The sequence below is a fragment of the Rhizobium sp. 05N49 genome (genome assembly GCF_056396805.1).
In genome coordinates this window covers 504,232-529,994 of sequence record NZ_JBFTME010000001.1, presented here as the reverse complement: position 1 = coordinate 529,994, position 25,763 = coordinate 504,232, and the positions used below count along the sequence as shown (strand labels likewise).

Sequence of the window (25,763 nt, the reverse complement as noted above, 5' to 3'; positions counted from 1 at the left end):
AACAGGGTTTCGGCGTTGCCCGCGGGCGTGGTTTCGCCTACATAGCGGCCACGATTTCAAGTTTCCGCCCGGAGCATCCCAGCATGGCACGTCAGTTCATCTATCATATGTCCGGCCTCAACAAGGCCTATGGCAATAAGAAGATCCTCGAGAACATCCATCTTTCCTTCTATCCCGATGCAAAGATCGGTATTCTCGGCCCGAACGGCGCCGGTAAGTCCACTGTGCTGCGCATCATTGCCGGCCAGGACAAGGAATATACTGGCGAAGCCTGGCTCGCCGAAGGTGCGACGGTCGGCTACCTGGAGCAGGAGCCGAAGCTCGATCCGAACAAGACGGTGTTCGAAAACGTCATGGAAGGCGTTGCCTCCAAGACGGCGATCGTCGATCGCTACAACGAACTGATGATGAACTATTCCGACGAGACGGCGGAAGAGGGTGCCAAGCTCCAGGACATCATCGACAGCCAGAACCTCTGGGATCTGGAAAGCCAGGTCGAGATGGCGATGGAAGCGCTGCGCTGCCCGCCGCGCGACGCCGAAGTCACCAGCCTGTCGGGTGGTGAACGCCGTCGTATCGCGCTCTGCCGCCTTCTGCTCTCGCAGCCGGACCTGCTGCTGCTCGACGAACCGACCAACCATCTGGATGCCGAAACCATCGCCTGGCTCGAAAAGCATCTGCGCGATTATCCGGGCGCCGTGATGATGATTACCCACGACCGCTACTTCCTGGACAACGTTACCGGCTGGATCCTCGAACTCGACCGCGGCCGCGGCATTCCCTACGAAGGCAACTACTCGGCCTACCTGCAGGCGAAGGCCAAGCGCATGCTGCAGGAAAACCGCGAAGAAGCCGGCCGCCAGAAGGCGATCAGCCGCGAACAGGAATGGATTGCTTCCAGCCCGAAGGCCCGTCAGGCCAAGTCGAAGGCGCGTATCAAGTCCTACGAGCAACTGGTTGAGGCCGCCGAGAAGCAGCGTCCGGGCGACGCGCAGATCATCATCCCGGTCAGCGAACGCCTCGGCCAGGTGGTCATCGAGATGGAAGGCATTACCAAGGGCTTCGAAGGCCGCACGCTGATCAACGATCTGTCGATCAAGCTGCCGCCGGGCGGCATCGTCGGTATCATCGGTCCGAACGGCGCCGGCAAGACGACGCTGTTCAAGATGATCACCGGTCAGGAAAAGCCGGATGCCGGTTCGGTCCGCATCGGCGAAACCGTACATCTCGGTTATGTCGACCAGAGCCGCGACGCGCTCGACGGCAACAAGACCGTCTGGGAGGAAATCTCCGGCGGCGCCGAAATCATCAAGCTCGGCAAGTTCGACATGAATTCGCGTGCCTATTGCGGCGCCTTCAACTTCAAGGGCGGTGATCAGCAGCAGAAGGTCGGCAATCTCTCGGGTGGTCAGCGCAACCGCGTTCACCTTGCCAAGATGCTGAAGGCCGGCGGCAACGTGCTGCTGCTCGACGAACCGACCAACGACCTCGACACGGAAACGCTCGGTGCGCTGGAAAGCGCGCTGGAAGCATTTGCCGGTTGCGCCATTATCATCAGCCACGATCGCATGTTCCTCGACCGTCTGGCGACACACATCCTCGCCTTTGAAGGCGAGGGCCATGTCGAATGGTTCGAAGGCAACTTCGAGGACTACGAGCAGGACAAGGTTCGCCGCCTCGGCCCTGATGCCTTGAACCCGGGCAGCCAGGCTCATAAGCGCCTGACGCGCTGATCGGTTCTTCACCGCTTTCAAAAGCCCCGGCTGTTCCGGGGCTTTTTTGATGCCTCGCGATCTTCCCTTCTGTTGGCGCGATCAGCACAGGCAAGTTCGCAATTCGGTGAAATGCCGCTTGCCTCAGCTACCCAAATCACATAAAGATATCTTTATATCTTGATTGGGTAGAATATGAGCGAACCGCTGAGGCTTGGACTGGATGCGCTGGTGGACGTCTTGAAGGCGGCCGGCGAACCGACGCGCCTGCGGCTGCTGGCCCTGCTGGCGGCAGGTGATCTCACCGTTACCGATCTTACGGAAATCCTGGGCCAATCCCAACCCCGCATCTCGCGGCACCTGAAGCTGCTCGGCGAGGCAGAGCTCATCGATCGCTATCAGGAGGGCGCCTGGGCCTATTTCCGGCTGGCGCATGAGGGCAAGGCCGCAGCGCTGGTGCGTAACCTCCTGAAGCATGTCTCCGAAAACGATCCGGTCGTACAGCGGGACGGCGAGCGTCTTGCCTCCGTCAAACGCCACCGCGCCGAGCGTGCGCAGGCCTATTTCAGCCGTAACGCTGCCGAATGGGACGAGCTTCGCCGCCTGCATGCGGCTGATGAAGAGGTGGATGCCGCCGTCATCAAGCTGCTCGGCAGCAATCCGATCGATTCCCTGCTCGATCTCGGCACCGGCACYGGCCGCATGCTGGAGCTTCTCTCCGGCCGCTATCGCCGGGCAATTGGCGTCGATGCCAGCCGCGACATGCTGAGTGTGGCACGCGCCAATCTCGACAAGTCCCGCATCACCACGGCTTCGGTACGCCACGCCGATATCCTCAATCTGCCTTTCGAGGGGCAGGACTTCGATCTGGTGACGATCCACCAGGTGCTGCATTTTTTCGACCAGCCCGAGATCGCGATCACCGAAGCTGCGCGCATGCTGCGGCCGGGCGGTCGCCTTGTCATCATCGACCTGGCGCCGCACGGCCTTGAATATCTTCGCGACGAGCATGCCCATGTCCGTCTCGGCTTCTCGCATCAGGCCATGTCGGAATGGGTGCGCAAGGCGGGGCTGGATGTCGAGCAGGTCGTCGATCTTCATCCGGGTCAGCAGGGCGAGAAGGGCCTCACGGTCACGATCTGGCTCGCGCGCGACCCGAGGCGCCTGATGGCCTCGCTGGAGAGCGAAGGCGCCATACCTACATTTGCCGGGAGAGAATAAATGACCCAGAACAACGACGCTCGCCGCCGCGATATCGCGATCTCCTTCGAGTTCTTCCCGCCGAAGTCCGAGGAGATGGAGGGCCAGCTCTGGAACACGGTCCGCGAGCTGCAGGACTGGAACCCGGAATTCGTATCCGTGACCTATGGTGCCGGCGGCACCACCAAGGCGCCGACGCTTTCCACGGTCACGCGCTTCCTGACCGACACACCGCTTGCAACAGCCTCGCACCTGACCTGCGTCAGCGCCACCAAGGAAGAGACGCATCAGGTGGTCGACAGCTTCCGCAAGGCAGGCGTTACGCACTTCGTGGCACTGCGCGGTGATGCGCCTGGCGGCGTTGGTGCGCCGTATCAGCCGCATCCGGGTGGTTACGCCAACGCAGCCGAACTGGTGGCCGGCCTCAAGCAGATCGGCGATTTCGAGATCTCCGTCTCGGCCTATCCGGAAAAGCACCCTGAAAGCCGCGACCAGGCGGCCGATATCGAGATGCTGAAGCGGAAGGCCGACAATGGCGCAGATCGCGCTCTGACGCAGTTCTTCTTCGACAATGACAATTTCGAGCGTTACCTCGAAAAGGTGCGTGCGGCCGGCGTCAAGATCCCTGTCGTACCTGGTATCATGCCGATCCAGAACCTGACGCAGCTGAAGCGCTTTGCCGGCGCCTGCGGCACGATCATTCCGGCCTTCCTCGACGAGCGCTTTGACGGATATGAGGAGAAGCCAGAGGAGCGGGCCAAGGTTGCCGCCGATGTCGCAGCCGAACAGATCGAAGATCTCATGCGTCGCGGTCTGCACGAATTCCATCTTTATACGATGAACCGCGCTCCGCTGGTCTCTGCCGTTCTCGACAATCTCGGCCTCTCGCGCCAGACGGCCAGAAGCGCCGGCGCGGCGGCCTGATCTGACAGTCGCCCGTGGGCAAGGGAAAAGCGCATGCCGGGCGGGGCATGCGCTTTTCAATATCTGGGGCTGATTGTTTCAGGAGTTCGGTATTTCAGTCTTTACGCTTCGCACCCGCTCAAATGAAGAGCATGGATACGACGAATGCGAACGCTGCACTGACCAACAGGACATTCAAGGATTGCGTAAGTCCCATGTCTGCCTCCTCGCGTTAACCAGCTAATAATATGTCGGAAATGTGTTAGTTGGGAAGCGCTTCTTGTGCTGCACTGCCGAAGAGGGCAGTGGATAAGTCTAGAGACGATCCGCTAAGTTTCTGAAATTCAATCGGAAAATCGCGCTCTCAAAATTTAACACTTTGTTACATACCGCGCATCGGGATTCATGCTTTTGGCGGAAGAATGGCGCGCTGCAGCATAGTCCTTTCAGGCGAGGGCGCGTGAGCGGCTATAGATGCGCCCATCGAGTATGATTAGCCCGAGGCCGATCAGCGCCATGCCGGCGATCTCGGTTGTCTCCAGCCGCTCCCCAAGGAACAGGAAGCCGAGGAGGATCGCGCTCGGGGGTACGAGCAGTGTCACCAGCGACGTATTGGTCGCGCCCGCTACTGCCATGATGCGGAAATAGAGAATATAGCCCAGGGCCGTCGACAGGAGGGCGATTGCCAGGATCGCGGCGATCGCGTTGCCCGAGGGGATGGCGAGCGTCCAGGGGTGATCCATGACGAGCGACAGCGGCAATGCAACCAGCGAGGAGGCCGTCATCTGCCCGGCGGCAATAACCGGCGGTGCGATGCCCCGGAAGCGCTTGCCGTAGGTTGCAGCAAATCCGTAGGAGATTGCGGCGATCACCGGCAGAAGCAGCGCCCATACCGGCAGATCGCCACGAGCCGCGACACTGGGGCCGATCAGCACGGCCGTCCCGAGCAGGCCGGTCAGGCAGCCGATGATCTTGGCCGAAGAGAGCTTCTCATCCGATGTCAGGTAATTGGCGATCAACACCGTCCAGATCGGCGTCGTGGCATTGAGAATGGAGGCGAGGCCGGCGCCGATGCGCGTCTGGCCGAAGAATATCAGCGCATGAGGCAGGGCGTTGTTGAGGATGCCGAGGACGAGCAATTCGCGCCAGCGGCTCCTCAAGAGCGGGTAGATGCCGAAACGGCCGGCGATATAGATATGCAGCGCAAGGGCTGCAATCGAAAGGCGCAGGAAGACGAGCGTGAGCGGCGGCACCTCGATGACGGCAATGCGCGCGAAGAAGAAGGAGCCGCCCCAGATGAGACCGAGCAGGGCAAGCAGGCCCCAGGTCAATGCGGTCATTCTCTGTTCCATGCCGATGCCTCCCGATGTTGGAGTACTGATATCCGATCGGCAGGAGACCGCCACCCGATTCATGCGGCCGGGTGGCGGGAGGTCGTCTCGTTACTCAGAGCGCGTTGAGCAGGGTGGGCGTGGCCCAGCCATCTGCCGGCATGCCTAGGCGCTGCTGTTCCTTCTGGATCGCGACACGGGTGCCGGAGCCGAGGATGCCGTCGATTTCGCCGACGTCATGGCCGAGCGAGTCGAGCTTGGTCTGCAGCTGTTTCATCTCTTCGTTGGACAGGCCCTGTTCCGGCGTACCCTTCTGATAGGTCGGGGCGCCGGAGAGGCGGGTCGCGAAATAGGCGGCCGACGTCGTGTAGATGAACGACTTGTTCCATTCCAGATAGATCTTGAAATTGGGATAGGCGATGAAGGCCGGCCCGAGGCGGCCCTGCGGCAGCACGAGATCGCCTTCGAGATTGGCAAAGGCAGTGTTGCCGTCGCGCGGCTTGACGCCGAGGTTGAACCATTCGCCTGCCGTCATCGTGCCGCCGAGGCCCGATTTTTCCCAGGGAAGATTATCCGGCACGGTGACTTCCTGCAGCCAGGGCTGGCCGCGCTCGAAACCAAGATGCTGGATGAACTTGGCAGCCGTCAGGATCGCGTCCGGGCTGCTCTGCTTGAGGCGAACATGGCCGTCGCCGTCGCCGTCCATGCCATAAGCGATGATATCGCGCGGCAGCATCTGCACCTGGCCGATTTCGCCGGCCCAGGCGCCTGTATTGGTCTGCGGGTCGAGGTCGCCGTGCTGCACCATCTCGATGAGGGAGATCAGCTGCGGGCGGAAGAGCTCCGGCCGGCGGCAGTCATGCGAGAGTGTCACCAGCGCGTTGCGCGTGTTGAAATCGCCCTGCACGGCGCCGAAATCCGTTTCCATTGCCCAGAAGGCGGTGATGATGCCGGCGGGAACGCCGAATTCCTGCTCGGCGCGGGCAAAGACATCGGCGTATTGCTTCATCTTCTGGCGGCCGATGTCGAGGCGTGCCTGACTAACGGTGCGCTGCGAGAATTCGAGGAAGGTCTGGCGGAAGACGCCCTGGGCGCGGTCGCGGCTCAGAACCTTGGGGTCGATCTGAGCACCGGCGAGCGCCTGGTCTGCAGCTTCGGCGCTGGCGCCGGCTGCAATCGCGCCCTTCTTGACGCCCTCGAGGAAGGCAGAGAGATCGCCGCCGCAGGGTGCCGCAGGGGCCGAAGCTGCCGCATTCGGAGCCTGCTGGGCGGCAGCGCCTGTTGCAATGGCGCAGGCAAACAGAAGGGCAAGTGCAGAGCGGCCTTTAAGCGAGCGGTGCATGAAACGATCCTCGTAAAAACACATGGAATTCCGTCGCTTTCCCAGAGGAATGTGACGGAAGCAAGAAAGATTAGGGTACGTTACTAAGAATTTCTATCCTTGGAAACGTCAGCCACCCAGTTGTTCCAGTTTTTCGCAGAACCGGCGAAGACATTGATATCCGTCGGCCCCCGGATCCCGGGGATGACGCCCGTCGACGTATATTGCCAGAAGGCCCAGCGGCGGTCGGCATAGGTCACGTCTGGATGTTTGGCGGTGGAGCGGACCCAGAAATGATAGTCCTGGAAATAGCCGGCGAGGTTCTCGCGGTGAAAATCGACAGAGGTATAGATGATCGGCCGCTTGCCGTAATAGGCCTCCAGGCGATTCATGAAGCGCTGCATTTCGGATCGCACCGTGGCCGGATCGGGGCGGAAGCGGCAGGTCTTCGATTCTGCATTCCACTCAACATCCAGCACCGGCGGCAGGCGCATCGATTCCTTCGGGACGTTACGGATGAACCAGTCGGCCTGGTCGTCGGCGGAGGAGCAGAAATAATAGAAGTGGTAGGGCGCATGCGGAATGCCTGAGGCCGCTGCCTCGCGCCAGTATTCGTCGAAGCGCGGGTCGATCCTGTCCTTGCCTTCGGTCGCCTTGATGAAGGCAAAGGCAACGCCTGATTTGCGCACCGTCTGCCAGTCGATATCGCCCTGCCATTTGGAGATGTCGATGCCGTGGACTGCGTTTTGCTGCGGGCGCTTGGGGCCGAAATCCTGCGGATCGGTATCCTTGAAGTGGGTCTTCGGCTTTATGGAAGCGGTCTCGAGATAATCGTAACCCGTGGAGCTGCAACCGGCGAGCAGCAGGGCAAGCGGCACGACGCAAAACAGAAGCCGACGCATGAATGTCCCGTCGTGATGATGGATCTGCCCCACAGCCTGACCTTCGAATACACGCGCCCAGCAGAGGGTATAACCCTCTTTTCTAATATCAACGTAAAAAATTGGTTATTTACAAGCGAATTATGAGCGCTTGCTGATAATAGCGGCTCGCCACGCATAACCGCCGCCGATCCTGTCGAACGACAATGTCGCGCTGTTTTCAGCTGCTTGCGCTTCCAGAACCTCGCGCAGATTGGAGCGCGGTGTGACGTGGAACTTGGCGAGCCATGCCTGCAGCAGGCGGCGGAACCAGGCAGGCAGGCCTTCCTGCTGGCCGAAATCGACGATGTGCAACTGGCCGCCGGGATTGAGCGCGGCGATCGACGCATCCACCGCGCGTTCCCAATCCGGGATCATCGACAGCGCGTAGGAAATCAGAATGCGGTCGAAACCGGCAGCGCCGAATTCGCGCGGCGTATAGGCCGTGGCATCCGCGACCCGGAAATCCGGTATCGTCGCCTTGGTGGCGAAGGTCTTGCGGGCGGAGATCAGCATTTCCTGGGAAATATCGAGACCGTAGAGCTTGGCCGTCGGAAAATGCCTGTGGGCGAGCGCCATGTTGCGACCGGTACCGCAGCCGACTTCAAGCAGCGTGCCGCCCTGGGGAACGTCGAGGTTGCGGATCGTACGGTCGCGGCCGAGAAGATAGTATTTGCGGGTGAGATCGTAGAAATGGCGCTGGTAGCGATACATGCCGTCCATCAGGTCGGCATGTTCCTCGCTCTTGACGGTCATCTCGCTGACTTTGCTCACGCCTTCTTCCCGTAGATATGGAAGCCGCCGTAGATTGCCGAGCGGTCCTGGCTGGTCATTTCACGCGACTGCTCTTCGAAATAGTGCCACTGGTCACGGATTACAGGGGCGAGGCGGCCTTCGATGATGCTCTTTTCGGCCGCCGTGCGGAAGATCACGCGCGCACCCTCGCGGGCGGTGCGGGTGATTTCGCGCCAGACGTCGTTGAGCTGCTGGTCGGTCATCCAGTCCTGTGCATCGAGCAGGATGTAACGGTCGCGCGAGGCAGCCGGCTCGCCGGCCAGAAGCTCGGTGAAGCTTGCATGATGGACGTTGACGCGGTCGACATTGGCGCGGATCACGTCGTAATGCTCGGGCTTCAGATAGGTCGGGAGCGGGCCTTCCTCGCCATCCGCATAGCGGCGTGCGAAAGCCTGCCAGGCGAAGTAGTTGTCGCGCATGGGGAAATGGCAGGCGAGTTTTTCAAGGCGGTGCTTCAGAACAGGCGCGATGGAATTGTCGGCGGCAAGGCTTGCCAGCTCGTCATATTGCTGCGGCGGAATGCCGAGGCCGAAAAGCGAGCTCTTGCGGTTGGTGATCCAGCGAACGATGGGTTTTTCGAAGAGGGGAGCGATCTGGTCGTCGAAGAACTGGCGCTGCTCGCGGATCGTACGGGCCTTGGTCATTTCCTGCAGCTTTACGCCATGCAGGCGGGCAAGAAGGTGAGCGGCGCCGATGAAGCGGCCGAGCAGGCCGGTTTCATAGATGTTGCGGTCGAAGACCGTGACACGGCGGCGGCCGAACTTGCGGGTGTTCCAGTAGGCGCGCGTCGTATCGTCGAGATTGGATGACAGATAGCGGTCGAAAACCCGGCTGTTCGACTTCTCGTTCGGCATGGCCAGGAAACGGACGAGATCAGAATGGCCCGGCAGGTTCTTGAAGGCGGCAAGCTTCAGCCTGTTCAGCGCAATGTGGTGCGGATTGAGATCGACGACGTCGATCGAAGCCGGCGCCTTGGAGAGGTAGGCCAGCATGTTGCAGCCGCCCGAACCGATCGTGACGATGCGGTGATTGGGCTTCAGGTCCATTGCCTGCATGTCGAGGTCCGGGTCTTCCCAGATCTGCGGATAGACGAGGCCCGAGAAGAGCATGCCGAAGAGACGCTCCGAGAAGCCGTCCTTGGAAAAAGCCTTGTGGCGGAGAAGCGCTGCCTTGAGTTTCCGGTTCTTGCGGAAGCCGGTATCCGGTGCAAATTCCGACATGAGTCTGTCACCTTTTTAGCGTTCAGGGCGTGTAACCCGCCTCTGCTACAGTTTGATGACGCGCCCTGTGGGCCAGGGTTTCAACGGCGCTCCGCGAAGACCTCAGCGAAAATTGAAGGCGATTGAAACACTTCTTTTCGCTTCGCCCTTTTCGCGGGGAGCGTTTCCTGCTTCTCTCCCTTCCGTGGAGGATTGCATGCGAGTTGTTCCGCGTATCTTCAAGGGCTTGGCCCTGCTCGTCATTCTCGTCGTCGTAGGCGCAGTCGCGTGGCTCTCCATAGCTCCGCCGGAACTCCTGAAGGTGGGTAATGGCTATACTGCCAAGATCGTCTGCTCCAATGTCTTCATCGCGGGGCGCGATCCCGACATAGTTCTCCACGATGATGTCCAGGCACCAGGAAATCCGTTGCTCAGGCTGATGCGCGTCGAGATCGACCGCGACGGCGGGCGGGTGACATCGCGTTTCATGGGTCTGTTTGCGCCGAGCTATGCGCTTTATCGCGGCGCCCTCGGCTGCACGAGTGTGCCTGACGGCAATTTCGATGCCGCCGCCAGAGCCGTGCCACTGGTGTCGGCGCTGCGGGCGGGGGCGAACGATGCATCATGGCCGGACGGTGAGGGTGTCGATCCTGCGACAGGCAATGCGAAGGTCGCAGCCCTTCTGGCCGATACCGCGCTTGCCGGGCCTGCCATGCGGGCGATGGTCGTCATCCAGGATGGCCGCGTCATTGCCGAGAATTATGGGCCGGGTTTCGGCGCCGATACGCCGCTCATCGGCTGGTCGATGACGAAGACCGTGAATGCGGCGTTGATCGGCCGGCTGATGCTATCAGGCAAGATCTCCTTCGATGACACGCATCTCCTGCCGCAATGGGCCGGTGATTCGCGCGGAGACATCAAACTCTCCGACCTGCTCGGCATGGAAAGCGGGCTCGCCTTCAACGAAGATTATGGCGCCGTCGCCGATGTGACGCGCATGCTCTATCTCGACCCCGATATGGTTTCCCTGCCGGCGGGCGCCCCTCTGGTGGCCGCGCCGGGCACGGATTTCCATTATTCCAGCGGTACGGCGGTGCTTCTGTCCCGTATCTGGATGGATAAGGTCGGTGATCCGCGGGCGGCCTTCGATTATCCCCGCGATGCGCTGTTTTCTCCGCTCGGCATGACGAGCGCGGTCTTCGAAGCCGATGAGCGCGGGACGTTTACCGGCAGTTCCTATCTCTATGCCACGGCGCATGACTGGGCGCGCTTCGGCCAGTTCCTGCTGCAGGACGGTGTGTGGAATGGACAGAGGCTTCTGCCGGAAGGCTTTGTTGCGACGATGCGGACACCGACAGCAAGTTCGGGGGGCAAATATACGCAAGGCCAGGCCTGGCTTGCCGGACCTGGCGGCGGCACGAGCGCGGAGTTCGGCCTGCCGCAGGATACGTTCTGGCTGCAGGGGCATGACGGCCAGACGATGGCAATCGTTCCCTCGGCAAATCTCGTCTTCGTCCGCATGGGACTGACCCCGAGCTGGCTGCGCTACAGGCCGCAGATCGTGCTGAAGGAAATCCTCAATACGCTTCAGGCGGCGAAAGCCGGCTGAGGCCCGTCACAGACAGTCTGTATCAATTATTGGACGATCAGTAATTGCCCTGGGCGATGTCGGTCATGCCCTTGCGCTTGGCGTCATAATAGTAACCGCGGGCGTAGAGACGAACGGCGTCGTCTTCCTTCCTGTCGGCAACCTGCCAGGCGCCCTGCAGGTACTTGCCCGCATATTTGATATTGGTTTCGGCATCGAAAAGGCCGGCGGGATTACCGTCGTAACCCATCGACTTTGCGGTGTTGTACTTGATCTGCATGAGACCGAAGTAGCCGCGCTTGTTATAGGCCTTGGAATTGTAGCGGCTCTCGCGATGGACGACGCGGTGGAGCAGCGATTCCGGAATTGCGTAAAGCTTGGAATATTTGCTGATGAGCTTGCTGACGAGGCTCTTTTCGACGGTCGGAGCATCGTCGCCGTCGTCATCGCTGAACATCGGCGGAGCGGCCGGCGGATCGATCGGGCCGGATTCGTCAAAGCCGTAGTCCATGGCGAAGCGCGGCGTGGTATCGACGGCGGCAAGCGCTGCGAGCGCGCCGTTCTGCGGTGTCGTTGCAGCGAAGGCAAGCTGTGTCGAGGGGCTTGCGGGCGAGCCTGGACGCGGCGTCGGAATGACGGACTGGATTGCCGTCATCTCGGGTGTCAGCGGGATCGGAGCATAGCCATTGACGGCAACCTGCTGTACGCCGCCCTGCATGGCGAAATCGCCGGCCTGCTGCTGAACGGGGGAGACCACATTCGGCATGGCTGCTGCGGTGAGAACAGGTGCGGCGGTTGCTGCCTGCGGATTGAGCGTGGCGACGGCCGGAGCAGTTGCGCCTTCGGCAGTCGGGATAGCCGCCAGCGTTGCGTCTTCACCCGGCTTCGGCATGGGAATCACGGTCTGTGCGGCGGTCAGTTCCGCCTGAGAGGTATATTCAACGCTCGCGCATCCGGAAATGACGCCGCAGAGCATGGTCGAGACCACGAGACTGCGTTTCAGGCCGGAAAATCCGATCGCTACCATTCTCTCACTTTCGTGAATCGCGCCGCCCCGGCAGCGTCTTAAAAGTTATCAAATACCTTAAGCCCGGGGATAGCCATTAACCTATTCGTGGCTTTCCAGCAACCACGGAAAATTATTAGAGCCTTTCCCGGTCAGATTGCAGCATTCTGTTGGCTCAAACGGAGTTGGATGGTCGACCGGCAGGCGCGCGTCGTAGCCCAGATCTACGGCCAAGCCGGCCGGTCGATCAGGCGGCCCGATTCAGCCAACCCGAAGGGCCGGGCATCTTTGCCCTGTCGAAAACCTGCTCCGGCAGAATGCTGCAATCTGACCGGGAAAGGCTCTAAGCTGCAATACGGCGATACCCGGCGGTTACGGCGCCTGCTGCGATGAGCAGAGTGCCGCCGGTGCGGTTAACCGCACGCTGCACGCTCGCCTTGCGAATCAGGCCGCGGGCGGCGTGAGCGGCAAGGGCGTAACAGGAGGCATTGATGGTGGCGAGCACGAGGAAGGTCGCTTCCATGATCAGCATCTGATCGAAGAAGGGAAGGGCAGGGTTCAGGAACTGCGGTACGAAGGCGACGAAGAAGACGATGCTCTTCGGATTCAGCGCCGTCACCACATAGGCATGCAGGAAGATCCGCAAGGACTTTTCTTCCGGCAGGTTATCGTTGTCAGCGATGTGCTCGCCAATGATCGGTGCCCGCCAGAGCTTGATTCCGAGCCAGATGAGGTAGGCGCCGCCGACCCACTTCAGCACGGTAAACAGCGAAGCGGATGCGGCGAGCAGGGCGCCCAATCCGAAAAGCGATGCCGTCATGGCCGTGAAATCGCCGAGAGCCACGCCTGAAACGGTCGCCAGCGCCGTTTTCCGGCCATGACCAAGCGCATAGGAAACGACCAGAAGAATGGTCGGTCCCGGTATGGCCAGCATGATGGCGGATGCGGCTGCAAAAGCGAGCCAAGCTTCAAGCGACATGGAATCTCCTCCTATTCCTAGAGAACAAGCAAAGACATCATATTAGCCATCCGTCAATCATGCCCCGGTGTATTTTTGCCCGATCTGGTTCATTACTTCACCAAACCATGCAGTTGAAAGATCAAACGGCTTGCCACCCTTGATGCGGGGAAATTCTATTGCGCGCAACTTGCCGTTCTGCGCTTCATCATGGCCGGTTACACCCGAAATCTTGTTGAGGGCGCTTTCGACGGCGAGGTCGACCATGCTCTGGATCAGCCGCAGATCTTCGCCGTTTGCCGGTGCCGAGCGGGCGAAATAGCCGGATTTCTGGACGAGAGAGCGCTCGGCGTCGAGCAGGCTCGCGAACTGTTTCTGGAACCAGGCGCCGACATTGATCGTGTCGATCTTGACATGGCCGAAGGCATCGCGCTTGACCGTCTCGCCCGCGGCTTCGCGTTCAGCGACGATGGCGTCGAGGCAGGCGCCTTCCGACGCGAAGACGGTGGCATGGCCGGTCCTGTCCATGATCTCCTTCAGGCGCGCGGCTTCGGCATCAAGGTCGAAGGCCATTTCCGGCAGGTAGACGGCGTCGATGCTCTTCATATGCGCGTTCATCATCAGGCCGTCGACATATTCGTTGCCCTTGGTGCGCTGCAGGTAGGCACGGGCGGTCGCGGCCGTCAGCCAGCCGCAGTGGCGGCCCATGACCTCGTGGATGACGAGCGTGCGCGGTGCGGCGGTCTGTTCGTTGCTGACATTGTCGAAGAAATGGGCGCCGACTTCGGCCGCCGTCCAGGCGCCGAGCGACTGGCGGATCGGCACGACGTCGTTGTCTACGGTCTTCGGCAGGCCGACGACCGTCAGGTCATAGCCATTGGCCGAGAGATAGGCGGCGAGATCGGCAGCGGTCGTGTTGGTATCGTCGCCGCCGATCGTGTGCAGAATGGTGACGCCGTCATTGGCAAGACGTTCGGCGGCGACCCGCAGTGGATTTTCGCCTTCCTTGACCAGGCCACGCTTCACGCAGTCCGCAGCATTGGTGAGCTTCACGCGGCTGTTGCCGATCGGTGAACCGCCATAACGATGCAGGAGCGGCGCCTTCTCCCGCATCTCCTTGGCGATCACAACGCTGTCGCCGAGCAGCACGCCCTGATAGCCGGACTTGTAGGCGATGAGTTCGATATCGGGTGCGATGTCGCTATAGCGCTCGATCAGGCCGCCGACGGCGGATGAGAGGCAGGGCGCCAGGCCTCCGGCGGTCAGCATTGCGACTTTCTGTTTGGCCATAGATCCCTCCTTTGGCGCCCGATGCGCGCGATTGCAGCGGCTCAAGTCTCTGTTTTACGCATGCCGGTATCGCAAACCGCTGCACTTTTTGCGCGACATGCTTCCGGTAACGCATGGATGCGGCAGGGAAAGTGCCCTGTAAAGTAAAGAATTTACGAAAAACGGACCATTCTGCAGTGCAGCTGCCGGAACCGTCGATATAATCGGTTCAATGCCGGTCCACCTATCCATAAGTGTTGTGGAAATCGCCGGGCGTTGTGCGAATAATGTAGAAAATAGCGGACACAGCGGAAGGTCGCGGGATCAGCGACAATTACCGAATTGTGAAAACTGTTTTCAAACCTACGACCAATAGCCGCCTTGCAATGGCAACGATTATTTGGTCAAGGTGTTTCTTCTAGAACTTGCTGCATTGCGAGAAGATGACGATGTCTTTCTGGGAAAAACTGGTGAATGCCATTGGCAATACCGCGGGCAATGCGCTCTTTGCGGTGGTCGAGGCTATTCGAACAGTTTTCGAAGGCGATCCGGAGACGCGCCGCAAGGTCGCCTTCTCCGTAGCCGTCATTGCGCTTTCGGCCAAGATGGCAAAAGCCGACGGTATTGTCAGCGAAAAGGAAGTTCAGGCTTTCCGCGATATTTTCGAGTTTCCGCCGAGCGAAGCAAAGAATGTCGCGCGCCTCTATAATCTCGCCCGCCAGGACGTTGCCGGTTACGAAGCCTATGCGGCCAAGCTGTCGACGCTGTGCTCGACCTGCGCTGCCAATTGCCCGGTTCTGGAAGACGTGCTCGATGGCCTGTTCCATATTGCCAAGGCGGACGGGCTGATCCACGAGAATGAAATGTATTTCCTGCGCCATATCGCGGAAATCTTCCAGATGAGCGACGCCCGCTTCGATCAGATCGCCGCGCGCCATGTCTCTGATGGGCGCGACCCCTACAAGGTTCTCGGCGTTTCGCCGGCAGACGATTTCCCGACCATCCGCCGCCACTACCATGTGCTCGTCAGCGAGCATCATCCGGATCGGCTGATCTCGCGCGGCGTGCCGGAAGAGTTTCATGCCATTGCCAACGAACGGATGGCAGCGTTGAACGACGCTTATGCGGCGATCGAAAAGGAACGCCGCGCCGCATGACCTCATTCGAGGCCGATTACAGCCGAGCGCGCGTCCGGCCTTCGCCGAACCATGGCGAACGTGCCGATGGCCAAAAACCGGATATGATCCTGCTGCATTATACCGGCATGCCGAGCGCTGAAGGAGCGCTCGACTGGCTCTGTCGGGATGAAAGCCAGGTTTCCAGCCATTATTTCGTGCAGCCTGACGGCGAGGTCCTGCAACTCGTGCCGGAGAGCCGCCGCGCGTGGCATGCGGGCAAGAGCTCCTGGCACGGCGAGACGGATATCAATTCGCGGTCGATCGGCATCGAGATCGCCAATGCCGGCCATCCGGGCGGGCTTCCAGATTACCCGAAAGAGCAGATTGCTGCCGTGATCGAATTATGTCGTGATTGCGGCGATCGCTGGTCAATCGTGCCTGAAAGGGTGCTTGGGCACTCCGATGTCGCCCCCGTTCGCAAGGTCGATCCCGGCGAAAAATTCCCCTGGCGCGAACTCTACGAGGCTGGCGTAGGCCATTGGGTGGAACCCGCCGCGATTACCGGCGGACGCTTCTTCCAGCGCGGTGACCGCGGGCAACCGATCGAGGCGCTGCAATCCATGCTCTCGCTTTATGGTTACGGCACTGAGATCACGGGCGAATTCAGTGATAAGACGGCGGGTGACGTGGAAGCCTTCCAGCGGCATTTCCGCCCCGAACAGGTGGACGGAATCGCCGATTTCTCGACGATCGACACGCTGCACCGCCTGCTCTCGGCGCTGCCGCGTTATTCCTGATTTTTCACAGTTTCCAACATTACCGATTTTCCATGTTTGGGCGCGAAAATCGGACTGCCACATCATTTCCCTATTATCTCCTCATTGCGATGGTCTAAGGGCTTCCGCTAAGCGACGCCGATGGTTGTTCCCAAGCTAAATCGAAGGCGTCATGTGAAACGATAAGAATTGCTGCGAGGCCTGATCAGTTATTGGTCAGGAATACATCAGGACCGCGAGGCGCGCAGTCCGGTAATTCTTTGGGTCGGAGTGATCAAGACTACATGAGAAAACTGATTGTTGTTGCTGCAGCATGCGTTGGCATGGTGCTGGCAGGAAATAGCTTTGCCTTTGCGAATGACTGGGGTGTGCGGGCCGATGCGCCTGTGAAGAAAATCGAGCGTCCGCAGAAGACTGCGGAGCGCGTGCACGAGAAAGAACGCCCGCAGAAGACGGCGCAGCGCGTGCAGAAGAAAGCGCAGCGTCCGCTGAAGACGGTCGAGCGCCAGAGCGGCTATCCCGTCGCCGAAGTTTCCGGCGATTCCTATTCCGCACTGATCAGCAAATATGCTAATCAATATGATGTGCCGGTGGCTCTTGCGACTGCCGTCATCCGTGTCGAAAGCAATTTCAATCCGATGGCGCGCGGCACCCACGGCGAGATCGGCCTGATGCAGATCAAGCCGGCAACGGCCCGCATGATGGGCTATTCCGGCAGCGCCAAGGGCCTGTTCGATCCGGAAACCAACATCAAGTACGGCATGAAGTACCTGGCGGCCGCCCATGATCTCGGTGGTGGGCAGACCTGCAATACCATCCTCAAGTACAATGCCGGCCACGGCGCGACGCGCATGAACCCTGTCTCCAAATCCTATTGCGGCAAGGTTCTTGCGATGCTCTGAACCGCAGGCGCCCGTCTCTGACAGGAGCTTGATGCTTCACGGCGATTGCCATGCTATCGCTACCTCCAAAAGAGGTGAGATATGGCAGTCGACTTCAGGTTCATCGTTATCGGCCGCGGCATGATGGGTGCCGCGGCCGCAAAATATCTGGCCCGCCGGACCGACGGCGTTGCCGTCATCGGCCCGGATGAGCCTGAAGACCGCAAGGCGCATGAAGGCGTCTTCGCCAGTCACTATGACGAAGGCCGCATCACCCGCACCATCGATCCGGACCGCGACTGGGCCTTGCTCGCCAACCGCTCCATCGCCCGCTATGGCGAGATTGCCGAAGAAAGTGGCGTTGATTTCTATACGCAAGCCGGCTGCCTCGCTGTGGGGCCTCCGGYCAGCGATTATCTTGCCGCCACGCGACGGGCTGCAACCTCGCTCGGTGTCGACACGGCTTCTTTCGAGGAAGCCGGGCTGAGGAGGCAATTTCCCTACTTTGATTTTCCTGCCGGCAGCACCGGCATTTTCCAAGCAAAGGGCGCAGGCCATATCAGTCCGCGCAAGCTGGTAAAGGCGCAGTCGCTGCTCTTGGAAAAGGCAGGTGCGACTGTCATCCGCGATCACGCCACCTCGATCCGGGAGGAGGGTGGGGTGGCTGTCGTCACGACTGATGGCGGCGAGGTTTGGCGAGCCGAGAAAGTGCTGCTTGCGGCCGGTGGTTTTTCCATTTCGCAGAATCTCTTGCCGCAATCCGTTGATATGACGGTTTACGGGCGCACCGTGACCCTTTTCGAGGTGGCGGAAGAGGATGCACACCGCTTTGCCGGCATGCCGTCGCTAATCCTCGATGCACCCGGCATCGATATCTATCTGCTGCCGCCAATCCGTTACTCCGATGGCAAGCTCTATCTGAAGATCGGTGGTGATCCGGACAATCTCGTGCTGAACAACGACAAGGACATGCGTGCCTGGTTCCGCACCGACGGGAGGGAGGTTGCCCGCGAACACTTCAAGAGCATTGTCGCACGCATATTGCCCGAACTCGAGGCGCGGTCCATTTCCAGTGCATCCTGCGTCGTCTCCTATACCAAGAGCCGCTACCCGATGATCGGCTATACCGCTTCGCCGCATATCGCTGTTCTGACCGGCTGCATGGGAACGTCAGCCAAGAGCTCCGACGAGATCGGCAGGCTGGGGGCCGAGCTCATTCTGGCAGGCGGAATCAAGGATCAGGGCTACGCCACGGATTTCGCACCTTATTTCCGTTAAGCCTGCGCCCGATATTTCGTTGGCTTTTGCGGGCTTCCTCGTTTAAAGGAGCCCCTGCCAGTTGGCGGGGCAGCCGCGCTTTACCAATGCCGAAAGGCGGTAGGGTGAGGAAAGTCCGGGCTCCACGGAAACACGGTGCCGGATAACGTCCGGCGAGGGCGACCTCAGGGAAAGTGCCACAGAAAGCAAACCGCCTGTCATGACAGGTAAGGGTGAAAGGGTGGGGTAAGAGCCCACCGCATCTCCGGCAACGGATATGGCACGGTAAACCCCACCGGGAGCAAAACCGAATAGGGATGACGCGGTTGGCGAAAGCCTTCCGGCCTGTTTCTGGGTCAGTCATCCGGGTGGGTTGCGTGAGGCAGCGTGCAAGCGCTGTCCCAGATGAATGGCTGCCACGTTCCGGTTCGCCGGAGCCATACAGAACCCGGCTTACAGGCCAACTGGCGATTAACACCGCGGCGTTTCCATTGCCGCAAGATCCGATTTCTTTCCTGACAAGTCATTGAAATGCCTGAAACCGAGGCGAGGTCTCACGGGTCTTGCGCGGCCGATTTTCCCGTTCGGCTGCGGTACTTCAGGCGGTGTCGGAGAATCGCTTTCCTAACCCTTTGTTAAACTTAACAGCTTATAAATGTTCGATACTGCGCCCACCTTAAAAGGGGCTCATCCCATTGACGCCCATATGGTCCCATGCTATCCCAAATGCGCACTGCATCAGGGCAATCATCTGCCCATTCATCGCAAAGCAAAGGCGCCTTCCGGACCGGAAGCGTCGGGAGGATCCTGGTTCTTCCGGCTTGCGAAGCTGTGCCTGACTTAAGGGGTTTCGGGCGGCAAAATGCTTTCCGGGCTCTTTCGGAAACGGATGTTTCGTGTCATGAGCCGCTTCCTTTCGAATGCGACCAACAGGATCGATACCAAGGGCCGGGTTTCCGTGCCGGCGGCGTTTCGTTCCGTGCTGGCGCAGCGCAATATCCCGGAGCTTTACTGCTTCCAGGATTTTGTGTTTCCGGCGATCAGCGTCGGCGGCCCGGATCTTCTGGAGAGGTTCGAGCGGCAGATTGCGGCGGAAGATCCGTTTTCGCCGGAGGCAAACGAGATGTCGCTTCTCATTCATGGGGGCGGGGTCTTCATGAAGCTCGACGCCGAGGGGCGGCTGATGGTCACGGATTTCATTCGCGACTTCACCGGCATTTCGGACGAGGTGACCTTCGTGGGTCGGGCGGATCACTTTCAGCTCTGGCAGCCGCAAGCATTCGCGGCCGCGCAGGCGCAGGCACGAGGGGAGCGCAAGCTGGCGGGCAAGCGTTCCTGAGAGGACGAGGGAACGGAATGGTGGCGAATCCTGGCGGAGGTTCAACTGAAGCCGGTGGCGGACCGGTTCGCCACATTCCGGTTCTTCTCAAGGAAGTGCTTGCGGCGCTGGAGCCTTCTTCCGGCAAGGTCATTCTTGACGGCACTTTTGGTGCGGGCGGATACACTTCCGCCATTCTTGGCGCCGGCGCCGATGTGATCGCGCTCGATCGCGATCCGACCGCGATTGCCGCGGGCCAGGCGCTTGTCTCAGCGCATGGCGGTCATCTCAAGCTCATCCATTCGCAGTTTTCGCAACTTGCCGATCATGCGCCGGAAGGTGGGCTCGACGGCGTGGTGCTCGATATCGGCGTTTCCTCCATGCAGATCGACGAGGCCGAGCGCGGCTTCTCCTTTCAAAAGAGCGGCCCGCTCGACATGCGCATGTCGGTTTCAGGCGTTTCTGCCGCCGATGTCGTCAATCGCGCCAAGGTCGCCGATCTCATCAGGATCTTCCATTATCTCGGCGAGGAAAGCCAGGCACCGCGCATCGCCCATGCCATCGAGAAGCATCGCGCCGAGAAGCCCTTCGAGACGACGCGGGATCTCGCCGGCCTCATCGAGCTGGTGACGCCGCGCAAGATGAAGGACAAGATCCATCCGGCAACGCGCGTCTTTCAGGCGCTGCGCATCTTCGTCAATGACGAACTCGGCGAATTGGCGCAGGCGCTGTTTGCCGCCGAGCGGGCTCTGAAGCCCGGCGGTCGTCTCGTTGTCGTCACGTTCCATTCACTGGAAGACCGGGTCGTCAAGAAATTCTTCTCCGACCGGGCCGGCAAGGCCTCCGGCTCCCGCCACCTGCCCATTGCGCATGAGCGCGCCGCGACCTTCGAGCCGGTCGGCAAGCCGATGGTTTCTGCCGGCGAAGAGGAGGCTCAGGTCAATCCGCGCGCCCGTTCCGCCAAGCTGCGCGCCGGCCAGCGCACCAGCGCTCCCGCTGAAGCCGAAGACATGTCGCTCTTCGGATTCCCCAATCTTGCCAGCCTCGGAAAGCTTGGAGCTTGATATGCTGAGAACGTTCGATCTTGTCCTCATCGGCATCATGACGGCGGCAGCCGCCGTCACCTATACGATCAAGCACCGCGCCGAACTGAAGCTCGAGGAGGTTCATCGCCTCGAGGCGGAGATCAAGCTGGAGAAGGACACGATCGATCTCCTGAAGGCCGACTGGGCGCTGCAGTCGCAGCCGAACCGCCTGGAGCGGCTGGTCAATGCCTATAATAGCGAGTTGCAGTTGCAGCCGACGGATTCGACATCGCTTGCCCATGCGCGCGAGCTGCCGATGCTGAAATCGCAGGTTCCGCCGCCAGACATTACCGAAGCGAAGGCCGGCGCCAAGCCGGGTGCCGTCGCCAAGTCTCAGCCGGTCCCAACGCGGGCGCCACGCGAAGCCGAAGACGCGGACCAGATCGAGACGGGGGCGCTGGAATAATGTCCTTTCTTTCCCGCATCATGGTGCTGAAGAGCCAGGCGCATTTTTCCGCCGGCGTTTATAATCGTTTCGGCGCTCCCTCGGGTATGGCGATCGAAGGCTCGCGCAAACGCAAGTCGGGGCAGGCCAGAAGCCGTGTCGGCCTGCTGATCGTCGGGTTTACCGCGCTTTATGCCGTCATCGGCGCACGCATGGTCGAATATGCGATGAAGGAGCCGGAATCGGTCTCGTCTATCCTGCCGCCCGACCGGCTGATGGCATCGCGCCCCGATATAGTCGATCGCAACGGCGAAGTGCTGGCGACCGATATCCGCACCGTTTCGCTGTTTGCCGAGCCGAACAAGATCGTCGATGCGGACGAGGCAGTCGAGAAGCTGCAGACGGTGCTTTCCGACCTCGACGTCAAGGACACATACAAGAAGCTGTCGAACCGCACCTCGCATTTCGCCTGGCTGCGCCGTCAGCTGACGCCGAAGCAGCAGAGCCAGATCCTGGCACTCGGCATTCCCGGCATCGGTTTCCGTCCGGAAAAGCGCCGCTTCTATCCGGGCGGCGCGACGGCCGCCCATATCCTCGGTTACGTCAATATCGACAACCGCGGCGTTGCCGGTATGGAGAAATATATAGACGATCAGGGCCTCGCCGATCTCGCCTCGGTGGGCATGACGAGCAACCAGCCGTTGGAGCCGGTGCGTCTTTCGATCGATGTGCGCGTGCAGGCAATCCTGCGCGATGTCGTTGCCAATGCCGTGGTCAATTACAAGGCCAAGGGGGCAGGGGCAGTCGTGCTGGATGCGCATACGGGCGAAGTGATTGCCATGGCATCCGCGCCGGATTTCGACCCCAACAATCCGCAGGAAGGCTCCAAGGACGGCTGGCTGAACCGCATGTCGAACGGCACGTTCGAAATGGGCTCCACCTTCAAGACCTTTTCCACCGCCATGGCGATCGACAGCGGCAAGGTCTCGCTGAAGGACAGTTTCGACGCCACCAACCCGATCCGCATCGGCGGCTTCACCATTCACGACTTCCATGGCCAGCGCCGCTGGCTGACCGTGCCCGAAATCTTCGAATATTCTTCCAATATCGGGACGGCAAGAATGATCGATATCGTCGGCATGGAGATGCAGAAGGATTATCTGACGCGCCTCGGCCTGCTGACCAAGATGCAGACGGAACTTCCCGAAGTGAAGATGCCGAGCCAGCCGCGTGTCTGGAAGAAGATCAACTCGATCACGATCTCCTTCGGCCATGGCGTGGCCACGACGCCGCTGCAGACGGCGGTCGCCGGTGCCGCGCTCATCAATGGCGGCAAGCTGATCGAGCCGACCTTTTTGCCGCGCAATCGCGAGCAGGCCGATGAAGTCGCCGAAATGGTCGTCAAGAAAAGCACCAGCGACGATATCCGCTATCTCTTCAAGCTGAATGGCGTAAAGGGCTCCGGCCGCAACGCCGATGTGCCGGGATTCCATGTCGGCGGCAAGACCGGCACGGCCGACAAGGTCGTCAACGGCCGCTACGCCAGCAACCTGAATTTCAACGCTTTTCTGGCGGCGTTCCCGATCGACAATCCGAAATATGTCGTGCTGACCTTCTGCGACGAGCCGCTTGACGGCGAGCAGCATCAGCGCATCGCCGCCTATACGGCAGCCCCCATGGTCAAGAACATCGTGCGCCGCGCCGCGCCCATCCTCGGTGTCGAGCCGGAATTTGGCGAAGACGGCTCGGCCTTGTTGGTGTCTTATTGAGTGTGAATCAATGTCGGCGTCGATTCGTAAGGGGCGGTCGACCTGAACCAGAGAAGTGCATTCGATGAAATTGCGGGACCTCGCCGGAAATGCGTTTCCGGAACTCAAAGCTGAACTCGGAGGGCCGGCCGGCGCGCTGGATGTAACGGGACTGTCTTCCGACAGCCGGAAGATCGTACCCGGGATGGCTTTCGTGGCGATTGCGGGCTCCAAGGCGGATGGCGCGGGCTTCATCGCCGATGCGGTAGCAAAGGGTGCGGCCGTCGTCATCGCATCGCATGCGGCTCAGGCTTCCGTACCGGTTCTGGTCGTTTCCGAGCCGCGCCGTTTTCTCTCCGTTGCCGCTTCGCATTTCTACGGCCATCAGCCGGCGACGATGGTTGCCGTGACGGGCACGGCCGGCAAGACCTCTGTTGCTTCCTTCGTCAGGCAGATCTGGGCGCATGCCGGCCATGCCGCTGCGATGATCGGTACGACCGGCGTCATTTCGCCGACGCGCAATGAATATGGCTCGCTGACGACGCCCGATACAGTATCGCTGCACGAGCTGCTCGCCGAACTCGCCGATGAAGGCGTCACGCATGCCTCGATGGAGGCTTCTAGCCATGGCCTCGACCAGTATCGCCTCGATGGCGTGAAGCTCGCGGCAGCCGCCTTCACCAATCTCGGCCGCGACCACATGGATTACCATCCGACGGTCGAAGACTATATGGCGGCGAAGATGCACCTGTTCGACCGGGTGCTGCCGAAGGGTTCGCCCGCGATCATCTTCGCCGACGATCCATGGTCGGAGCAGGCGATCAAGGCGGCGGCGGCCGCCGGCCACGATGTTCGCACGGTCGGGCGCAAGGGTGCCTATCTGGCGCTGAAGCGCGTCGAGCATTTTCGTCACAAGCAGGTCGCGGAAATTCACGCCGAGGGTGAGATTTTCGAGGTCGATATTCCACTGGCCGGCGATTTCCAGATCGCCAATGCGCTGGTTGCGGCTGCTCTTGCCATGTCTACAGGCGTTCCGGCAAAGGTCGCGATGGCCGCACTTGAAAAGCTGCAGGGCGCTTCCGGCCGTCTTGAGCTGGTCGGTCATACCAAAGACGGCGCGCTTGCCTATGTCGACTATGCGCACAAGCCCGACGCCCTGGAAAATGTGCTAAGCTCGGTGCGTCCGTTCACGACGGGTCGGGTGATTGTCGTGTTCGGCTGCGGCGGCGACCGAGACCGCGGCAAGCGGCCGATCATGGGCGAGATCGCCTGCCGGCTCGCTGATGTCGTCATCGTCACCGATGACAATCCGCGTTCGGAGGAACCAGCGGCGATCCGTGCCGAGATCATGACGGCGGCGACATGCGCTTCGGAGATCGGCGACCGTGCCAAGGCTATCCGTGAAGCGGTTCTGCAGCTGAAATCCGGCGATACGCTGATTGTTGCCGGCAAGGGACATGAAGAGGGGCAGACGGTCGGGAGCGTCACGCTGCCGTTTTCCGATCACGCCGAAGTGCGCAAGGCTTTGGAGGAGCGGGTACCATGAACTGGCTCTGGACCACCGAAGACATGATCGCCGCGATGGCGGGCCGTCCGTTCGGCTCGCTGCCGCAGGGCATTACCGGCATTTCCATCGACAGCCGCTCGATCGCGCCCGGTGAGGCTTTCTTCGCGATCAAGGGCGACCGCGTGGATGGCCACGATTATGCTTCGATGGCGATGGCAAACGGTGCATCGCTGCTTGTCGTGAGCGAAGCCCGCCTGCCGGCCATGGGGCGCCTGACGGTGCCGATGATTGTGGTCGAGGACGTGCTTGCCGCGCTCGGCAAGCTGGGATTGGCTTCACGCGAGCGCTCGCGGGCCAAGATCATCGCCGTCACCGGTTCGGTCGGCAAGACGACGACGAAGGAGATGCTGCGCCATGTGCTCTCTCCCTCCGGCAAGGTCCACGCATCCGTTGCGTCCTTCAACAATCACTGGGGTGTGCCGCTGACCTTGGCACGCATGCCGATTGACACCTATTTCGGGGTCTTCGAGGTTGGCATGAACCATCCGGACGAGATCCGGCCGCTGGTAAAGATGATCCGCCCGCATGTGGCCGTCATCACGACGATTGCGCCAGCCCATCTCGGCAATTTCCAGAACGTTGAGGAAATCGCTGCCGCCAAGGCGGAGATTTTCGAAGGGCTGGAACCCAACGGCGATGTCATCCTCAACCGCGACAACGATCAGTTCAATTTCCTGGAGCAAACCGCCCAGGCGCTCGGCATCATGAAGATCCATTCCTTCGGTCAGCATGCCAAGGCCGAGTTCCGGCTGGCTGAATTCAACGGCTCGGACGAAAGCTCGACGCTCTGGATGACCGTCGGAGGGGATACCAAGGAGGTGCGCATCGGCGCACCCGGGCGCCACATCGCTGAAAACGCGCTGGCCGCGTTGGGCGTGGTGACGATCGTCGGCGCCAGCCTCGACAAGGCAATCGAGGCACTTGCGACGCTGAAGCCGGAGAAGGGCAGGGGCAAGCGCCACAGGCTTCCGATCGGCAATGGCAGCTTCACACTGATCGACGAGAGCTACAACGCCAATCCGGCCTCCATGCGCGCGGCGATCGCGCTGCTTGCGGATGCCGAACCGACCGGTCGCGGACGCCGCATTGCCGTGCTCGGCGACATGCTGGAAATGGGCGAATTTGCCGAGCAGGTCCATACGGAACTTGCCGGCCCGCTGCTGGCTGCCGGTCTCGAACATGTCTGGCTCGCCGGGCCCGAGATGGTGGCGCTGAAAGAATCGCTTCCCGACAGCGTCGCGGTCGAGCACCGCGAGACGACGGAAGAATTGCTGGAATTCGTACTGAACTCGGTCGCACCTGGCGACGTGTTGATGGTGAAGTCGTCTCTGGGGATCGGTTTCGGCAAGATTGTCGCCGCGCTCCTTGACAAGTACCCACCAGTTTCAGACACGCAACGCGAACTATGATCGGGTAAAAGGGGCCT

The 25,763-nt window shown here is 60.6% G+C and carries 22 protein-coding genes and 1 other RNA gene; 15 read left to right on the top strand and 8 right to left on the bottom strand.

Going from position 1 to position 25,763, the window contains the following annotated elements; genetic code table 11:
• Nucleotides 1–83 precede the first annotated feature (83 nt).
• From ettA to metF, 3 genes are all read left to right on the top strand, one after another.
• Nucleotides 84–1,733, top strand: coding sequence for an energy-dependent translational throttle protein EttA (gene ettA, locus AC1DF8_RS02705; protein ID WP_112969236.1), 1,650 nt, complete (start codon nt 84–86; stop codon nt 1,731–1,733).
• A gap of 174 nt (nt 1,734–1,907) precedes the next feature.
• Complete coding sequence (locus AC1DF8_RS02700) at nt 1,908–2,933, top strand: ArsR/SmtB family transcription factor (RefSeq protein ID WP_112541236.1); 1,026 nt, start codon at nt 1,908–1,910, stop codon at nt 2,931–2,933.
• A complete protein-coding gene (gene metF, locus AC1DF8_RS02695) occupies nt 2,934–3,836 on the top strand; it encodes a methylenetetrahydrofolate reductase [NAD(P)H] (protein ID WP_112969237.1) in 903 nt (300 codons plus the stop codon). It begins immediately after the preceding gene.
• A 425-nt stretch (nt 3,837–4,261) separates the two neighbouring features.
• Here the strand turns inward: metF and AC1DF8_RS02690 are convergent, their stop codons facing one another.
• The 5 genes from AC1DF8_RS02690 to AC1DF8_RS02670 form a co-directional block, all read right to left on the bottom strand.
• Nucleotides 4,262–5,167, bottom strand: a complete 906-nt coding sequence (locus tag AC1DF8_RS02690; RefSeq protein ID WP_477994913.1) for a DMT family transporter — start codon at nt 5,165–5,167, stop codon at nt 4,262–4,264.
• A gap of 94 nt (nt 5,168–5,261) precedes the next feature.
• Nucleotides 5,262–6,488, bottom strand: a complete 1,227-nt coding sequence (locus AC1DF8_RS02685; RefSeq protein ID WP_477994912.1) for a lytic murein transglycosylase — start codon at nt 6,486–6,488, stop codon at nt 5,262–5,264.
• An 83-nt stretch (nt 6,489–6,571) separates the two neighbouring features.
• Complete coding sequence (locus AC1DF8_RS02680; RefSeq protein WP_113205670.1) at nt 6,572–7,369, bottom strand: glycoside hydrolase family 25 protein; 798 nt, start codon at nt 7,367–7,369, stop codon at nt 6,572–6,574.
• A 120-nt stretch (nt 7,370–7,489) separates the two neighbouring features.
• Nucleotides 7,490–8,143 carry a methyltransferase domain-containing protein gene (locus AC1DF8_RS02675; RefSeq protein ID WP_210301256.1) on the bottom strand — a complete coding sequence of 218 codons (654 nt, stop codon included), beginning with the start codon at nt 8,141–8,143 and terminating at the stop codon, nt 7,490–7,492.
• A gap of 14 nt (nt 8,144–8,157) precedes the next feature.
• A complete protein-coding gene (locus AC1DF8_RS02670) occupies nt 8,158–9,402 on the bottom strand; it encodes a BtaA family protein (RefSeq protein WP_477994911.1) in 1,245 nt (414 codons plus the stop codon).
• Between the two features lie 196 nt (nt 9,403–9,598).
• Here AC1DF8_RS02670 and AC1DF8_RS02665 point away from each other — a divergent pair, with 196 nt between their 5' ends.
• The gene (locus AC1DF8_RS02665) at nt 9,599–10,990 is read left to right on the top strand and encodes a serine hydrolase domain-containing protein (protein WP_477994910.1); all 1,392 of its coding nucleotides are present in this window, start codon (nt 9,599–9,601) and stop codon (nt 10,988–10,990) included.
• Nucleotides 10,991–11,027: 37 nt separating this feature from the next.
• On the opposite strand, the gene AC1DF8_RS02660 is transcribed toward AC1DF8_RS02665, so the two are convergent.
• From AC1DF8_RS02660 to AC1DF8_RS02650, 3 genes are all read right to left on the bottom strand, one after another.
• Nucleotides 11,028–11,996: a lytic transglycosylase domain-containing protein gene (locus tag AC1DF8_RS02660; protein WP_112541243.1), complete on the bottom strand. Its 969-nt coding sequence runs from the start codon at nt 11,994–11,996 to the stop codon at nt 11,028–11,030.
• Nucleotides 11,997–12,318: 322 nt separating this feature from the next.
• Nucleotides 12,319–12,954 carry a LysE family translocator gene (locus AC1DF8_RS02655; protein ID WP_477994909.1) on the bottom strand — a complete coding sequence of 212 codons (636 nt, stop codon included), beginning with the start codon at nt 12,952–12,954 and terminating at the stop codon, nt 12,319–12,321.
• Nucleotides 12,955–13,011: 57 nt separating this feature from the next.
• Nucleotides 13,012–14,223 (bottom strand): pyrophosphate--fructose-6-phosphate 1-phosphotransferase, encoded by a 1,212-nt coding sequence (locus AC1DF8_RS02650; RefSeq protein ID WP_477994908.1) that lies wholly within the window; start codon nt 14,221–14,223, stop codon nt 13,012–13,014.
• A 428-nt stretch (nt 14,224–14,651) separates the two neighbouring features.
• Between AC1DF8_RS02650 and AC1DF8_RS02645 the strand changes: the two genes are divergently transcribed.
• The 11 genes from AC1DF8_RS02645 (at nt 14,652) to AC1DF8_RS02595 (ending at nt 25,746) form a co-directional block, all read left to right on the top strand.
• Nucleotides 14,652–15,359, top strand: a complete 708-nt coding sequence (locus tag AC1DF8_RS02645; protein WP_029868979.1) for a J domain-containing protein — start codon at nt 14,652–14,654, stop codon at nt 15,357–15,359.
• Nucleotides 15,356–16,117, top strand: coding sequence for an N-acetylmuramoyl-L-alanine amidase (locus AC1DF8_RS02640; protein WP_477994907.1), 762 nt, complete (start codon nt 15,356–15,358; stop codon nt 16,115–16,117). Before AC1DF8_RS02645 ends, AC1DF8_RS02640 begins: the two co-directional genes overlap by 4 nt.
• A 263-nt stretch (nt 16,118–16,380) precedes the next feature.
• The gene (locus tag AC1DF8_RS02635) at nt 16,381–16,998 is read left to right on the top strand and encodes a lytic transglycosylase domain-containing protein (RefSeq protein WP_112969245.1); all 618 of its coding nucleotides are present in this window, start codon (nt 16,381–16,383) and stop codon (nt 16,996–16,998) included.
• A gap of 81 nt (nt 16,999–17,079) precedes the next feature.
• Complete coding sequence (locus AC1DF8_RS02630) at nt 17,080–18,255, top strand: NAD(P)/FAD-dependent oxidoreductase (RefSeq protein WP_477994906.1); 1,176 nt, start codon at nt 17,080–17,082, stop codon at nt 18,253–18,255.
• A 57-nt stretch (nt 18,256–18,312) separates the two neighbouring features.
• Nucleotides 18,313–18,706: RNase P RNA component class A (rnpB, locus tag AC1DF8_RS02625), an RNA gene on the top strand.
• Nucleotides 18,707–19,135: 429 nt separating this feature from the next.
• A complete protein-coding gene (mraZ, locus tag AC1DF8_RS02620) occupies nt 19,136–19,573 on the top strand; it encodes a division/cell wall cluster transcriptional repressor MraZ (protein WP_246715469.1) in 438 nt (145 codons plus the stop codon).
• Nucleotides 19,574–19,590: 17 nt separating this feature from the next.
• Entirely contained in the window at nt 19,591–20,616 is a 1,026-nt protein-coding gene (gene rsmH, locus AC1DF8_RS02615) for a 16S rRNA (cytosine(1402)-N(4))-methyltransferase RsmH (RefSeq protein WP_183878014.1), read from the top strand.
• Nucleotide 20,617: 1 nt separating this feature from the next.
• Nucleotides 20,618–21,043, top strand: a complete 426-nt coding sequence (gene ftsL / locus AC1DF8_RS02610; protein ID WP_112969248.1) for a cell division protein FtsL — start codon at nt 20,618–20,620, stop codon at nt 21,041–21,043.
• Nucleotides 21,043–22,791 (top strand): peptidoglycan D,D-transpeptidase FtsI family protein, encoded by a 1,749-nt coding sequence (locus tag AC1DF8_RS02605; RefSeq protein ID WP_112541252.1) that lies wholly within the window; start codon nt 21,043–21,045, stop codon nt 22,789–22,791. The genes ftsL and AC1DF8_RS02605 overlap by 1 nt, the downstream gene beginning before the upstream one ends.
• 64 nt (nt 22,792–22,855) lie before the next feature.
• Nucleotides 22,856–24,316, top strand: coding sequence for a UDP-N-acetylmuramoyl-L-alanyl-D-glutamate--2,6-diaminopimelate ligase (locus AC1DF8_RS02600; protein WP_477994905.1), 1,461 nt, complete (start codon nt 22,856–22,858; stop codon nt 24,314–24,316).
• Complete coding sequence (locus AC1DF8_RS02595; RefSeq protein WP_477994904.1) at nt 24,313–25,746, top strand: UDP-N-acetylmuramoylalanyl-D-glutamyl-2,6-diaminopimelate--D-alanyl-D-alanine ligase; 1,434 nt, start codon at nt 24,313–24,315, stop codon at nt 25,744–25,746. Before AC1DF8_RS02600 ends, AC1DF8_RS02595 begins: the two co-directional genes overlap by 4 nt.
• Nucleotides 25,747–25,763: the final 17 nt, after the last annotated feature.